The organism is Acaryochloris sp. IP29b_bin.137 (genome assembly GCF_028285745.1).
In the GTDB taxonomy this organism is placed as follows: Bacteria; Cyanobacteriota; Cyanobacteriia; order Thermosynechococcales; family Thermosynechococcaceae; genus Acaryochloris.
Genome location: NZ_JANQOP010000145.1, coordinates 21,990 through 36,790 on the forward strand (window position 1 = coordinate 21,990; position 14,801 = coordinate 36,790).

Genomic DNA, 14,801 nt, shown 5'->3' on the forward strand with positions numbered 1-14,801 from the left:
GGACTTTATGTTCCCTTAACATCGTTGGGTCAAGATCATTTTGAAGTGAGAGGGAGGTGCTAAGGTCACACCTCTACGAACGGGTTTTAGGGGTTGGGGCTGTTCTAGCTGGAATTGATATCGAGTCAAGAGGGTCATGAGCACAAGTTTCATCTCGAATAAGGCAAAGGTCATGCCCAAACAACGGCGATTGCTGCCGCCAAAGGGCAAATACTCATAGGGAGAGAATTGTCGATCTAGAAATCGCTCTGGCTGAAAGGCTTGCGGATTAGGGTATAGCTCAGGACGTCGATGGGTGAGGTAGATGCAGGGGGCCACAGTTGAACCGACGGGCAGATTGTATCCCATTAGGGACAGTGACCTTCTCGTTGTTCGTGGGGAGGTAATGGGGGCAATCGGATATATTCTCAGGGTCTCAGAACAGACCGCATTGAGATAGGGGAGGCGCTGGATACCTTTAGCGTCATTGAGATCGACAGTCGCTAGCTCAGCAATTAGTTTTTCCCTGACTTCGGGTAGGAAATGAATCCAAAATAAGGCCCAAGCTAAAGCGGACGCAGTTGTCTCGTGTCCTGCTAACAATAAAGTGACTAACTCATCGCGTAGTTCCAAGTCAGTCATGGGATTGCCCGCTTCATCTTGAGTTGCCAACATCAGAGAAAGGATATCTGTGCCCAGTTCTGATTGATTACGATGTTCGGCTATCTGTTGGTAGATCAGGTGATCAAGTTGCGATCGCACCCGTAAAAACCGCCCCCAAGGACTCCAAGCGCCCCAATCTTTCTGTAATCCTCGCAGAAACAGCAAACTTGCCCCCGCTGGTGATCCTGTTAAGTCCAGAAAACGAGGTAAGAGATTTTGCAGGGCTTGGTATCGTTGTGAATTGGAAATCCCAAACACTGTTTTTAGGATCACATTGAGAGAAATCGCTTGCATAGCCCCCCGCACATCAAACGGTTGGCCGATCTGCCAGGGGGTGGCGATGTCCTCCGTGACCTGAATAATGGATGAGCCATAGGCCCGCATCCGTTCGCCATGGAAAGGCGGCATCAACAGCTGGCGCTGGCGTTGGTGGGCATTGCCATCTAGCATCAGCAAAGATGTATTCCCTAACAGAGGAAGCAATACCGAATTATTGCGGCCCGCATCCATTTGGAGTGGATCTGCGATAAGAATTTCTTCGATGCCTTGGGGGTTGCTACAAAAAACAATTTGTCCCAACTTCCCTAACTGGACCGTAAATACATCGCCATAGGTTTGAGTACAGGCTTCCATAAATTCCAATGGCCGCCCAATCCATTGCAACATTTGCCAAAGTGCCGAAGATGAAGGACCTGCTGGTAACTGTTGGGTGGGAGGGTGCGCTACAGTCGGACTCATAAATCTTTCTCTCTCGGAGAAACAGGGCTGTGGTCAGTCGCTATCAACGGCAGTTTAACGCACCCCTTGATTTGCCTGCACCCATCGGGATTCACCAACGGGTGAGAAACTGAGTGTTCCCTTTCCCTGAACAAGACGTCTACCGCTACACTAGATCCCAATGGAAGACGGGGCCTGGATCAAGGGTGAGGATATCGGCTAAGAATATATTTTTGCCTTCAGTCTTTGCCCATCGTCAACAGTTGAAATTTTGAAACGCAAGGTGAATAGGCAGACCTCACAAGATCGTTATCTGACCCAGAGGCTGATTCTATTTTTGGCTTCAGCAGGACTTAGCTTGCTGCTTATCCTGTGGCTAGTTCCCCAATGGCAGGTGGACCAGCTCACTCCCTTAGATCGCAATCGGTTGCAGCAATTACCGATTACGGAACAGCTTAAACTTGAGCTTGAAGAAACCTATCTGCGCGCACAACTAGAAGGCGAGCAGCGCAATACCCTACTTCTAACTATTTTAGGGGGATTGGGAGGAGGGAGTGTTGCCTATTTTTCTTGGAAAAATCGTCTTAGACGGTTTCTGCGGCATGATACCGATGATTTTCGGAAGGCGGTAGAACTGTTAGCTGAGAAGGGAAAGATCGAGGTGCGTCTGGGAGGAATCTACTTATTGGAACATATTGCCACTGATTCCCCCTCCCAACAGGCGATTGTGCTGGAAGTTCTCACAGCATATATTCGAGAAAATAGTCCTAAGGCAGGAGATACTCGGCAGTTGGGGTCTAATGAAGTCAATACTTTGCGGGTGCCAACCGATATTCAAGCAGCTTTAACGGTGATCTCCCGATGTCACCCTCAATCGGGCACAAACCACTTAGATTTCCAAGATGCCTACCTGATTCAAGCCAATTTGATTAATGCAAATTTGAGTGGGGCCAATTTTCAGCGCACCTATTTGATTGGAACCAATCTCCGAGATGCCGATCTACAGGCAGCCAATCTTCGCAGTGCCGATTTATTAAGTGCAAATTTGAGTGGGGCCAATCTGACCCAAGCCAATCTGAGCAGTGCCAACCTCTTGGGGGCGAATCTAAATAGCGCTAATTTTCAGGCGGCCGACTTGACGGGGGCTAATTTGCGAGGCGCCTATCTCGGAAGCGCCAACCTGTTGGAAACCAATCTGAATAGTGCAGACCTGATTGGTGTTTATCTCAGTGATGCCAATCTCAGTCAAGCCAAATTGATTGGGGCTAATTTAAGGAGTGCAAAGCTTATCGGTGCTCAACTCACGGATACAGACCTAGGCGAAGCCAACCTGACGGGGGCTGATCTGAGTGATGCCAATCTGGTGGGGGCTGATTTTACAGATGCCAATCTCAGAGATGTCTCTTTCCAACGAACTCAATTTCAAGAGACTGATTTAAGTGGGGCCGATCTGCGAGGCGCCATTTTCTTAGAAGTGGATCAGTTAGCAGAATGTAAACTGTGTCGGACTAAGTTACCCGATCATCTCGACTTGGATGCAAATCGAGATTGTGCCACACTCAGCATTGTCGATCAATCCGTTGCGTCACCATAGTGTTGCGTCACAATAATAGGGTGAGTTCATATCTGCTGTTGAATAGGACTTTCCCATGCCAAATTTCTTAAACTCCCTTTTGGGACGCCATCCTGAACAGATTAAAGCCAACACAGAAATCTATACTTGGCAGACCTGCCCGTTTTGTATTCGAGCGAAGCTCTTGCTGTTTTGGAAAGGGGTGAAATACACCGAATACAAGATTGATGGGAATGAGACTGCCCGAGCAAAAATGGCTGAGCGCGCCAATAATCGCAGATCGGTTCCCCAAATTTTTATTAACGATCAGCATATTGGCGGCTGTGATGACCTTTATCAACTGGATACAACGGGCCAGTTGGACGATTTATTATCTCAACCGGCTACCAGTTAGAAGAACCACCTCTATGATCAACTACCAGGACATTTTCTGGGAGTTTAAGATGCTTATTCTTAAGCCATTACTTCCTCACATATTGCAGGGATTTAGGGTAGGTGACGATTTTCTTGGCCAGTCCCATGTGCTTTAAGGTGCAAATGGCCCACCAGGTGACATCGATTTCCCACCAACGGTAGCCAGATTTGGCCACGTGGGGATAGGAGTGATGGTTGTTATGCCAACCTTCGCCATAGGTTAATAGAGAAACCCACCAAAGGTTTTGAGCACCATCATCGGATTCGAAGGTGCGATAGCCCCACAGATGAGAGGCAGAATTCACCAGCCAAGTGGAATGCCACAGGATAACGGCCCGGACAAAGATACCGTAGACGACAAAGGACCATCCCCCAAGCGCATATAACACAACAGCCAAAGGGATTTGGAGCATCAAAAAGTACCGATCGAGCCACCGATAAAAGGGTTGACGGGCTAAGTCAGGGGCATTTTTTCGGTAGTGTTTCGCGTCAAAATATTCGGGGCGTGGGTAGAAAATCCAGAGAATATGGCTCCACCAGAATCCCCGCTGGGCAGAGTAAGGATCATCATTGATGTGCTCGGTATGGGCATGGTGTTGACGATGACCACTGACCCAAAAGATCGGCCCGCCCTGAATCGCCAGAGACCCGAGGGTTGCGATCGCATATTCCAAAACCCTTGGCACTCGGAAACTCCGATGACTCAGGAGACGGTGATACCCCAAACAAATTCCGATCCCGCCGAGCAGCCAATGTAGAAACAGGGCGGCCCCGAGCGCTGACCATGAGAAGTAGTGGGGGGCTAAGCCAAGGGCTAACAGGTGAAACGCGCTAAAGAAGCCAACATTAATCCAGCTCAGCGCAGGCGTTTTTCTGCCCATGGGGGCAGTGACAACAGAATTCGTAGTCATAACCGTCCTATTGAAAAAGAATGAACAGCACTAGCCCATATCTGCAGAGGTGGGCCTCGCTTTTTACGGAAATACTGGTTAAAGTAATAATGCAAGTTTTACTTGCATGCTGTTATGCTAGCACCCCTTCTCAAGTCTTGCAAGTGATACTTACATTTTGCCTATGTCTTCCCAGCCTTCAACTCGTCAACGCTTGATTCGGTCAGCGCTTCAGCTCTTTATTACTCAAGGAATTAGTGGGACGACCACCCGCCAAATTGCCGAAGCCGCAGAAGTGAATGAAGTGACGCTGTTTCGGCATTTCGGTAGTAAACATGGCCTTTTATTAGGCGTCTTAGAAGAGTCAACGGCTTTTCAGAGTCTGGGCCAGGCTCTGATCCGTCAACCCCCCTCTTCTGCATCCACAGAACAAGCCTTTCAGGAATATGCAAGTTACTGCTTGCATGCATTAGAGCAAGTTCCCGATCTCATTCGATCTTTAGTGGGAGAAGCCAACCAATATCCTGCGGACAATCGCCTGGCTATCGGGAAACGAATGACGGAAGTCACCCAGTATATGGCCCAGTATCTTGAGTCTTTTATGGCCCAGCGACAACTCACCCCTCAATTTCCGCTGGAGAAACTTGCCAGCTTATTTGAATGCGTGCTACTTGGGTATGCCGTTATTGAGTTCACCAGTGAGTACCATCAACTGTGGCATCACCAAGATGACTTTTTGGAGCATGCGGTGCAAATGATCTTGTTCGGCAGCATTGCAAGTGACACTGGCGTTAGCTTTGCGCCCCCAACGACTGCGGTCGTAGCCGATTTACCTGCTGAAACCGTTCATCTGATTCTCCGTCAAGCAAAGAAGCTGAGTACCCAGGATTATGCCCTGGCCTATGTTTTATTCGGGGCTGGTTTATCATCGTCAGAAGTGATCGGGCTATTGCGATCGCAACAGATCAGCAATAACCAACAGCATTTACTTCAAATCCAAACTCCAGCGGGCAGCCGCCAGGTGGCCGTCAATCAGTGGGTGATGGGGAAACGTCTGGGGTCTTATACCGCCAATCCCCTGACCAAATGGCTAAAATCTCGCAAAGATGATGAACCGACAATGTTTATGGACGATCAGCAACAGCCCCTAACCTCAACAGCGCTTGCCCATCGATGGAAGAACTGGACGGCAGGGATGACCACTTTAGCAGGAGATCCTCCGCAGTTGGAACAGGCCCAGCAAACTTGGTGTATCGATATGCTGATGCGCGGGGTAACCCTCAAGAATTTGAGCTTGTTAACGGGTTGGACGTTAGAACAGCTCGAGCCCTATGATCAACGGGCAAAAGAAAAGGCAGCTCTAGAACAAGCTACTCGGCTTGATCAGAAACCAGGAACCTCAAGTAAAGATTGAGTCAAACTACCTGGCAGGGAATGTAGCGATTTATAGACATCCCGAGGGAGCCTCCGCGATCACAAAATGCCGGGTTCGGTCGATAGATAACCATCCTTCTTGACGCAGATCCCCTAAAAGGCGAGTAATTGTCACGCGTGTGGTGCCCAGTAAGTTGGCGAGCTGTTGATGGGTCAAACGAACCTCTAGGCGCACCCCATCAGGCGTGACCTGCCCCACTTCCTGCTTAAGCATAAGCAGCAGCTGCAGCAAGCGGTCGTAGACTCGGCGTTGGCTAATCATGGATAGGATGGCTTCCGTTTGTTGCAAGCGCCGAATCAACTCTGTTGTAATACCCCTTGAGCCAACAGGGGCGAACTTTCTAACTCAACCTGATTTAACCGCATCAACACCACATCGGAGAGGGCAACGGCTTCGTAAGGTTCGAGCTGAGTGAGAGGTAACCCGAAGGGCATCGCGGGGTAAACAAAGCCCAAAACAGCTTCATCGCCCGACGGGAACAACGTCCCAAGCTGGACAATCCCCCGACAGACAATCCACAGATCCTGAGAACCCATGGGAATAGAACGACCGCTTTTAAAGGCATGGGTATGACGGCCCTGATACGCTTCTTCGAAAACTCGACGCCAATCGGTAGGGACTGGCGCAACAGATGATTGCAGCATCAGATGGAAGGAATGAGGTGTAGTGATCTGACTACAGCCTAAAAGGTGCGGCTAAAGCAAAGGTAAATTTAGGGTTGTGAACAGATTAAGCTCTAAGAGCAGAAAAACTATAGAGAAATGACAGATGCCTGCTTTTGTAATAAAGCTGGATCAACGGTAGCCAATTGTCCATGATTTAAAGTCCAGCATCGATCCGCGATACTCACCAGCTCCGCAGGGTCATGGGTGACAATCAACAAACTCCAATGCTGTTTGAGTTTCTCTAACAGCGTTACCAATTGTTGGCGCATAGACCAATCTAGCCCAGCTGTGGGCTCGTCCAAGAGTAGAAGATGAGGCTGGCGAATTAACTGCACAGCCAGGGCCAAACGTCGTTGTTGTCCTCCACTCAAGGATTGGGGAGACGTAAACAGGGATAAATCTCCCAACCCTACTTCTGATAACGCTTGATAAACCTGTTCCGACCCCAGTTCTGGATGACCAATGCGCAATTCTTCCAGAATGGTGCCGCCACAGAAATGCCGTTCGGGGAATTGAAAGACTAAACCGGCCAGTTGCTGTAAATTATTGGGTTTGAGTTCTTGTTGACGCCAATAGAGTGCTCCAGAAGTCGGTGCTGCCAAGCCAGCCACAATTTCCAGCAGAGTGCTTTTCCCGGATCCACTGGGGCCAATCACAAGCCCGAGCTGTTGAGGCGGCAGTTCCAGATTAACTTGCTTGAGAATGGCAGTTGAAGTTGCGGCTGGATGATAGAGGAGTTGTTTTAATCGAAGCATTCTTTAAGCGTAATGCAATCCACTACAATCAGGAGCAGGTTTAAGGGTTGCATCCCCCTTCTCTCAGCATGCCCAACTGGGAAGCGCGCTGAGGCTTGAAGGGAAAGCGGCAGCTCTCTTTAATCTTCTGACCTGGTCTTGTTGTGTCGTTGACTCTCTATGAACATTCAGTTTCGTGAATTTAATTCTTTTGATTTATGGCTCTGGTTAGAATTTGAAACCGTGCTGTCGGAACAAGAAAAGCAATACTTAGAAGAAGTCTTTGATTCCTGGTTTTTTCTGGGGAAATTAGGGGGATTTAATGCTGAGAATTTACAGGTGCAAGATGCGGGGTATGAGCTGAGCTATCTCCAATATGAGGTCGAGGCCAAAGCAGGCAATCTAATGGCGCTGATGCATAATATGGGGGACATTGAGTATGAGGGGTGCTGGGCACGCTGCTGGTTTGATCTCGGGACCAGTGATGCGATCGCACTGGATGTCCTGCTCAATGCCCTGCAGCAATTCAACCAAGAATATATCGAAATTCAGCAGCTTTTGATCGGGGGTGAAAATGAAGATTGGCCCCTGCCAGAACATCGAGATCGGTTCTACCCAAAGCCTTAAGAAAATTCCAAGCAATCTAGCTAGCGAAACATACTGCTCACTGAGCTATCTTCATGCACCCGCCAAATCGTCTCACCCAGCAAGCTCGCCACCGATAACACCCGCAATTGTGGGAAATGGCGTTCAGGCGGGATAGGAGTGGTATTGGTGACCAAAACCTCTTCGAACAACCCGGTTGCCGATAGACGTTCCACAGCGGGAGGCGAGAAAATGGCATGGGTTGCACAAGCATAAACCTGACGTGCGCCCTCTTCCCGGAGTAACCGAGCGGCAGCAGAGATGGTACCCGCCGTATCAATCATGTCATCCACTAACACAGCCGTTTTCCCTTTGACATCACCGACAACATTCATGACTTCGGCAACATTATGGGCCTGACGGCGCTTATCAATAATGGCTAATGGCGCATCATCTAGCTTTTTGGCAAAGGCGCGGGCTCTGGCAACACCCCCCACATCAGGGGAAACCACAACTAGGTCCGGTAACTCTTTCCGGGCCAAGTAATCCAAGAGCACCGGCGAACCATAAACATGGTCGACTGGAATGTCGAAGTAGCCTTGAATTTGAGCGGAATGTAAATCCATCGCCAGGATGCGACTGGCCCCGGCTTGGGTAATCAGGTTGGCGACTAATTTAGCGGTAATGGATTCTCGACCCGCCGTCTTGCGATCGGCCCTCGCATATCCGTAGTAAGGCAACACTGCCGTAATTTGGCGAGCTGAAGCCCGGCGACAGGCATCAATAATAATCAGCAACTCCATCAGATTATCGTTGACGGGGTGACAGGTGGGCTGAATCAGATAAACATCACAACCCCGAATCGATTCTTGAATTTGAACGTAGAGTTCACCATCTGCAAAGCGCTTGCGAACCATGGGGCCTAAGTCAACACCCAGGTAGCGAGCAACTTCTTGGGCCAAAGCAACGTTGGCAGAACCAGAGAAAATTTTTAAGCGGTTATTCTCAGCAACCAAAGGCAAAGGAGGTTGCAGCGTTAGAGTTGCAGGACGGATCACTACGAGTCCCCAAAACACATTCTAGGCAATCTTAGCATTCATAATTGCCCTTAACGCGGCTGAAAATTGTGAGTTTTAATTAAATTCCTCTGAGGGATCCTAATATACCTAAAATACTAGGTAAAAAAACTTAAGAGCGGCCTGGACGACGCTTTTGCAGGAAGTCTGGAATATCCAAATTAGCCCCTCGGACAGGGGGGCGAGGCGTCACGGGCTTGGCTGCGGGCTTGGATTGAGGGGAAGCCGAGGAGGCTTTGGGTTTCGCCTCCGATTTTCGGGGGGGTGGCGAACCGCCATCAGACGTGAACCCTGTGGCAATAACCGTCATTTTGATTTCCCCCTGAAGGGATTCATCAATAACGGCCCCAAAGATAATATTGGCGCTTGCATCAACGACTTCATAGATCGTTTCTGCGGCAGTATTAACCTCATGAAGCGACAAATCATGGCCACCGGTGATGTTAAAGACAACCCCTTTGGCACCGCGAATAGAGGCGTCAAGCAGGGGGGAATCAATCGCTGCGATCGCAGCTTCTTTTGCTCTGGACTTGCCTGATCCCACGCCAATCCCCATCATGGCCGACCCCGCATCTGCCATCACGGCTTTAACATCAGCAAAGTCGACATTGACTAACCCGGGCACATTGATAATATCTGAGATGCCCTGGACCCCTTGTCGCAACACATCATCTGCCGTCTGGAATGCTTCTTGAACAGGGGTTTGCTCGGCAATCACTGACAATATCTTGTCATTGGGAATCATAATCAGGGTATCCACCCGAGTTTGCAGCGCCGAAATCCCTTCCTCGGCTTGATGACTCCGGCGACGACCCTCAAACGTAAATGGGCGGGTCACAACGCCCACGGTCAAAGCCCCCATTTCCTTGGCAATTTCGGCAATAATAGGCGCAGCACCTGTCCCCGTACCACCCCCCATGCCACAGGTGATAAAGACTAAATCAGACCCAGCCAAAGCAGCCGCAATATCATCCCGGGATTCTTCCGCTGCCTTCTGGCCAATGGCAGGATTTCCTCCAGCCCCCAGACCTCGAGTTAGCTTTTGCCCGACTTGCAAACGCTTAGGAGCAGAGGATTGAGTTAAGGATTGCGCATCTGTATTGATAGACCAAAACTCAACCCCAGAAACGTTGCTGGCAATCATGCGATTGACAGCGTTACCGCCACCTCCACCCACACCAATCACTTTGATGGTGGCTGCACCATGGCGGACGATATTGTCATCTTCCATATTCACATCTTTATGGGGCACGGCTGCAGGCGTGCTGTCTGATTCAAAATCGAAAATATTCTCAAAATTATCCTGTGAAACTGATTCAGAACCTTCTCCCGTCCCACCCAATTGATCGATAGGACTAGAATTCTGACTATCATTGCTCTCATCGATAAAAAAGGAATCAGTAAAGGTTTGATCTGCAGGCGGCATTTTGACAAATTATGAACAGCTAAAAATGGATTGGCGATCTTTGTTACTCAACTATAGGACAAGTTCCCCCAAAAACCAATTGAGCGATATTAGCGACAAATCCCTTGATTCTGGCGAAGAAAAACCTATTTCTCAGCAAACTGGAAAAACAGAATTTTTTCTTAAGGTTAAGGGTTGGGTCGGGACTGATTCCGTAATTCTAGAACGGGACTTTCGGGGTTCTCGACATCAATATAAACAATTTGCTTCGGATCAACGGATTTAGGCAACGTGCGCATCTCATCCAATGCTTGAAGTTGACGATCAAAATGATCACTGAAGGGGCCAATATGGATCTGTCCCAACTTCGTTTGCAAAGTGAGCTTATTGGGATCGTCCCAGTTTAGATGCTTAATTTGAACGGGACTGGTCTCCATCAAGGCATACATCTGTTGCCATTGCTGTTGTTTTTGAGGATCAATCGAAACAAGTTGTTGGGCTGAATCGGCAGGCGTATTTTCAGGGGTTGCCGCTTTAGTTTCGGATTGTAAATAGCCTTGGAGGGTGAGTTTGGGGAGTTGATGGGCCTGTTCCAGCTTAGGATAACTATCGGCAGGTAAAACGACCCCTCGACGATCTAATAACCAAACATTGGCTGGGCCGAGGGTGAGGGCATCGGTTTGACCGGGGCGAAGCACTAGGGTGCAGCCATTACACTCGGTCATGGCAATCGGCGGTAATTCCCGAACCACCACATTCACCCTCGGGGGAAAAAGCTTTCGAGTCACAATGACCTGGCCAATATGGGCATTATTTTTAAGCTGCGAGATGACGGTCTGGGGGTGAAAGCGAATCAGAGAAGTCGGAAATTCCAACACCATCAGATGTTCAAGAGTTTGGCTATCAATTTGCTCATTTCCAGTGAGGGTAATTTGGTTGGATTGTCGAATTTGCCATTCGGGTTGACAGACCGCCCAGCCCAACCCAATCGTCATTCCCAAGGTCACGAATGTCCGCCAAGCGTTTCGCCGAAACCGCTGTTTGCGCTGGCGGATAAGCTGCTGTTGTCGATCTCTAATATTGACGATTTGAGGCTCTGGTGTTGAGTCAGTCATGTCGGGCAAAGGCTAGATTGGCTAGACTCTTGGAGAAGTAGAGTCTCTATCAGAATCATTCGGCGAAAATACAGATGCTATGGGCGTCTACTCAATTAAAAACTGCCTGATTACGGCTGGCAAGAGCTGAGCGATTGGAGAGGCCTATCGACTTCGCTAAGCTAGACATCCTTCTCGCTTTGGGTTTGATCCTTGGTTCAGGCTGTGGAAGCATGGCCGCAAACGGGCAATATACAGACATTGACCTTGCGTTATCGGGTTTATTTTATGGTGTTTATTCGTATTCCTAAGCCGTGGCAGAAAGAGTCGCAACCGATGACCTCTGAAACCGCTTATTGGCATCGGCGTCGGTTTCTAAAAAATATGATTGGCTTTGGGATTGGCGCCACCGTATTTCCCAGTCTTAGCTGTTCTCGGTCTGGGAATGAGATTGACCCCGATTTGCAAGCAACGTTACCCAAAGGAAAGCTGCCGAAGGTCAAACGGTCGCCGATCTATTCAGGGCAAGGATTGACGATCACCCCAGAAGCCCATACGAGTCGCTATAACAATTTCTATGAATTTGGCGGTACGAAAGATATTTGGCAAGCGGCACAAGCGTTACCGACAGATCCCTGGACAGTGGAAGTGACGGGGCTAGTGAACCGACCTCAAACCTATGATTTAGATGATTTGACCCAGAAATTTCCTTTAGAAGAACGCATCTATCGATTTCGATGTGTGGAAGCCTGGGCGATGGTGGTGCCGTGGTTGGGATTCCCAATGCGATCGCTCATCCAAGACGTCGACCCCAAGACCAATGCCAAGTTTGTTCGCTTTACCTCTTACTACGATCCACAGGTCACTCCAGGCCCCGGCGGCTTTACGGATTCCAGCAATTTGCCCTGGCCTTATACCGAAAGCTTGCGGATTGATGAAATGGCCCATGACTTAGCCTTTTTTGCAGTGGGGATTTATGGACATCTGCTACCGAAACAGCATGGGGCACCGATTCGAATGGTTACCCCTTGGAAGTACGGATTTAAGGGGGCGAAATCCATTGTCAAAATTGAGTTTATGAATTTTCAGCCCCCCACCTTTTGGAATACCCTGGCTCCCAATGAGTATGGGTTTGAAGCCAACGTCAACCCGAATATTCCCCATCCTCGCTGGTCCCAGGCGGAGGAACGCTTGATTGGCACGGGGGCGCATCCAGCGGTATGGAAACGACAACCCACTTTAATCTATAACGGTTACCCAGAAGTGGCTCCATTATATGGAGGTGTTTTGTAAATACTCCTGCAGCATGTGGCGTAAAGACTGTCGCCAGTGGGGAGCCAGTTGGCCCAGGATAGGGGTGATTTTGCGATTACTCAAAACGGAATAGGCTGGCCTTGGGGCAGGTAACGGATATTCCGGTGTGGAGATAGGGATAACCCGTTCAATCTGGAGCGGGAACCCAAGCGCCTGAGCTTCGGCAAAGATGGCGACGGCGAAATCATACCAGCTGGCGACCCCGCGATTGGTGAAATGGTAAGTGCCATAAACATCTGCTTGGGTGGCAGGATCTGAGATGGACCAATGTTGGATTAGGGATGCGATCGCATCTCCAATATCTTTGGCCCAAGTCGGTGCGCCTATCTGATCATCAACGACTCGAACTTCGGGGCGTTCTGCGCCCAGTCGCAACATGGTCTTGACAAAATTACTTTTGCCTTGGGAACCGTAGACCCAGGCCGTTCGTAGAATAATATGCTGATCCCAAGTTTGGCGAATCCCTTCTTCCCCTTGCCATTTTGAATGACCATAGACACTTTGAGGAGTGGGCACATCGGATTCAGTGTAAGGATGGCTGTGGGTACCATCAAACACATAGTCGGTCGAAATATGGACAAGTAAAGCCCCTAATGTCTTGGCGATTTCGGCTAAGACCGTTGGGGCTTTTTGATTCACGATATAAGCTAATTCAGCATCTGATTCAGCCCGGTCAACCGCCGTATAAGCGGCGGCATTAACGATAATGTCTGGCTGAACGGACAAGATCACTTCGTGTAATTGTTCAGGGACAGCTAAATTAACCGTCTCTTTGCCCGCAGCAACCAGCTCTCCAATAGTAGGCAAAGTCTTCTGTAATTCATGTCCCACTTGTCCTTTAGCACCAAGCAGAAGAATACGGGGCATCGCCATGGGGAAATCCTGATCGTGCACTGTCCAAGACTGTATCCTGTTTAGGATATAACGCAAGCAAACCAGCTCTCCAGGGTAGCCTATAACTACCCTTGCCGACCCCATTATGACGACGGTTGCTTATCTAGTTAATCAATATCCCAAGGTCAGCCATAGCTTTATTCGTCGTGAAATTTTGGCCCTAGAAGCACAGGGGGTGAATATTTGTCGTTATTCCATCCGCCCCTGCCCCGATCAACTGGTTGATCCAGATGACTTAGCAGAGCTAGACAAAACTCAAGTCCTGCTCTCTGTTGGCGTCTTGGGACTTGGTTTAGCATTTATTGAGGTAATGTTTAGCCGCCCGCTAGCTTTTGTCAAAGCTTTGGGTTTAGCTATTCAGATTGGCTGGCACTCGGATCGCGGGTTGGGGCGACACTTTATCTATTTAGCGGAAGCTAGCGTTCTCCTCTTTTGGTTGGGAGAGGCAGGGGTTGATCATGTTCATGCCCATTTCGGCACCAACCCCGCCGCCGTCGCCATGTTGTGTCATGCACTGGGTGGACCTTCCTATAGCTTTACCGTGCATGGGCCAGACGAATTTGACAAACCCCAAATGCTTCATTTAGCAACCAAAGTTGCCCATGCCAAGTTCGTGGTGGCGGTCAGCTCCTTTGGCAAAAGCCAACTCTATCGTTGGAGCCACCCCCAGCATTGGCCCAAAATTCATATCGTCCACTGTGGGTTAGATCGTTTATTCCTAGACCAACCCCAGATAGCACTGCCAGAAGCACCTCAGATTGTGTGCATTGGCCGTCTTTGTCCCGCCAAGGGACAACTTCTGCTGGTTGAGGCAGTGTCTCAATTGGTCCAGGAAGGGATTGCTCTAACGCTGACGCTGGTCGGAGATGGTGAGTCTCGTACTGCTATAGAATCAGCCATTGCAACTGCGCAATTAGAAGAGGTGATCACCATTACTGGATGGGTGGGTAGTAGTCATATTCGGGACTATTTACTTAAAGCAAAAGTTAAAGTATTACCCAGCTTTGCAGAAGGTCTACCCGTTGTCTTGATGGAGGCCTTGGCCCTTGGACGTCCCGTCATTTCCACTTACATTGCAGGCATCCCTGAATTAGTAGACCCCAAAAATGGCTGGCTCATTCCAGCAGGCTCGATTTCGGCTCTTAAGGAGGCGATCCGAGTAAGTCTAGCAACTAGTACAGCTCAACTCCTGGAAATGGGTCAAGTTGGGGCTGATCGTGTGCGTGCGGAGCACAATATCGAAACAGAAGTGATGAAGTTATCTCGGCGTTGTTGCATGAATCGATCTTTGCTGGGAGGAGGTTTCAGCGATCCAGATTGTCCAAAATGGATAAAAATCGAAGATTCTCCCCAACTCTAAGCT

The 14,801-nt window shown here is 49.2% G+C and carries 13 protein-coding genes and 1 pseudogene; 6 read left to right on the plus strand and 8 right to left on the minus strand.

Annotation, left to right across the window (positions count from 1 at the left end):
• Positions 1–15: 15 nt before the first annotated feature.
• Positions 16–1,380 carry a cytochrome P450 gene (locus tag Q0991_RS11285; protein ID WP_299488474.1) on the minus strand — a complete coding sequence of 455 codons (1,365 nt, stop codon included), beginning with the start codon at positions 1,378–1,380 and terminating at the stop codon, positions 16–18.
• A gap of 337 nt (positions 1,381–1,717) precedes the next feature.
• Here Q0991_RS11285 and Q0991_RS11290 point away from each other — a divergent pair, with 337 nt between their 5' ends.
• Positions 1,718–2,953 (plus strand): pentapeptide repeat-containing protein, encoded by a 1,236-nt coding sequence (locus tag Q0991_RS11290; RefSeq protein WP_299488476.1) that lies wholly within the window; start codon positions 1,718–1,720, stop codon positions 2,951–2,953.
• A gap of 55 nt (positions 2,954–3,008) precedes the next feature.
• Entirely contained in the window at positions 3,009–3,326 is a 318-nt protein-coding gene (gene grxC / locus Q0991_RS11295) for a glutaredoxin 3 (protein ID WP_299488479.1), read from the plus strand.
• 67 nt (positions 3,327–3,393) lie between these two features.
• On the opposite strand, the gene Q0991_RS11300 is transcribed toward grxC, so the two are convergent.
• Complete coding sequence (locus tag Q0991_RS11300) at positions 3,394–4,257, minus strand: fatty acid desaturase (protein ID WP_299488482.1); 864 nt, start codon at positions 4,255–4,257, stop codon at positions 3,394–3,396.
• Between the two features lie 163 nt (positions 4,258–4,420).
• Here Q0991_RS11300 and Q0991_RS11305 point away from each other — a divergent pair, with 163 nt between their 5' ends.
• Positions 4,421–5,650, plus strand: coding sequence for a TetR/AcrR family transcriptional regulator (locus Q0991_RS11305; RefSeq protein ID WP_299488485.1), 1,230 nt, complete (start codon positions 4,421–4,423; stop codon positions 5,648–5,650).
• Positions 5,651–5,680: 30 nt separating this feature from the next.
• Here Q0991_RS11305 and Q0991_RS11310 read toward each other — a convergent pair.
• Both Q0991_RS11310 and Q0991_RS11315 read right to left on the minus strand, forming a co-directional pair.
• Positions 5,681–6,315 (minus strand): annotated as a pseudogene (locus tag Q0991_RS11310) (Crp/Fnr family transcriptional regulator).
• Positions 6,316–6,422: 107 nt separating this feature from the next.
• Positions 6,423–7,091 (minus strand): energy-coupling factor ABC transporter ATP-binding protein, encoded by a 669-nt coding sequence (locus Q0991_RS11315; RefSeq protein WP_299488486.1) that lies wholly within the window; start codon positions 7,089–7,091, stop codon positions 6,423–6,425.
• Between the two features lie 159 nt (positions 7,092–7,250).
• On the opposite strand from Q0991_RS11315, the gene Q0991_RS11320 reads away from it, so the two are divergent.
• Positions 7,251–7,697, plus strand: coding sequence for a DUF3531 family protein (locus Q0991_RS11320; RefSeq protein ID WP_299488488.1), 447 nt, complete (start codon positions 7,251–7,253; stop codon positions 7,695–7,697).
• A 20-nt stretch (positions 7,698–7,717) separates the two neighbouring features.
• On the opposite strand, the gene Q0991_RS11325 is transcribed toward Q0991_RS11320, so the two are convergent.
• The 3 genes from Q0991_RS11325 to Q0991_RS11335 all read right to left on the minus strand — a co-directional run bounded on the left by Q0991_RS11325 (position 7,718) and on the right by Q0991_RS11335 (position 11,251).
• A complete protein-coding gene (locus Q0991_RS11325; protein ID WP_299488490.1) occupies positions 7,718–8,713 on the minus strand; it encodes a ribose-phosphate pyrophosphokinase in 996 nt (331 codons plus the stop codon).
• A gap of 130 nt (positions 8,714–8,843) precedes the next feature.
• A complete protein-coding gene (ftsZ, locus tag Q0991_RS11330) occupies positions 8,844–9,962 on the minus strand; it encodes a cell division protein FtsZ (RefSeq protein WP_299488500.1) in 1,119 nt (372 codons plus the stop codon).
• 362 nt (positions 9,963–10,324) lie between these two features.
• Complete coding sequence (locus Q0991_RS11335) at positions 10,325–11,251, minus strand: FtsQ-type POTRA domain-containing protein (RefSeq protein WP_299488493.1); 927 nt, start codon at positions 11,249–11,251, stop codon at positions 10,325–10,327.
• Positions 11,252–11,518: 267 nt separating this feature from the next.
• Here Q0991_RS11335 and msrP point away from each other — a divergent pair, with 267 nt between their 5' ends.
• Positions 11,519–12,523 (plus strand): protein-methionine-sulfoxide reductase catalytic subunit MsrP, encoded by a 1,005-nt coding sequence (msrP, locus tag Q0991_RS11340; protein WP_299488502.1) that lies wholly within the window; start codon positions 11,519–11,521, stop codon positions 12,521–12,523.
• On the opposite strand, the gene rfbD is transcribed toward msrP, so the two are convergent.
• Entirely contained in the window at positions 12,503–13,417 is a 915-nt protein-coding gene (gene rfbD, locus Q0991_RS11345) for a dTDP-4-dehydrorhamnose reductase (RefSeq protein ID WP_299488495.1), read from the minus strand. The two genes, msrP and rfbD, sit on opposite strands and share 21 nt — an antisense overlap.
• Positions 13,418–13,523: 106 nt before the next feature.
• Between rfbD and Q0991_RS11350 the strand changes: the two genes are divergently transcribed.
• Positions 13,524–14,798 carry a glycosyltransferase gene (locus tag Q0991_RS11350; RefSeq protein ID WP_299488498.1) on the plus strand — a complete coding sequence of 425 codons (1,275 nt, stop codon included), beginning with the start codon at positions 13,524–13,526 and terminating at the stop codon, positions 14,796–14,798.
• The last annotated feature ends 3 nt before the right edge of the window (positions 14,799–14,801 follow it).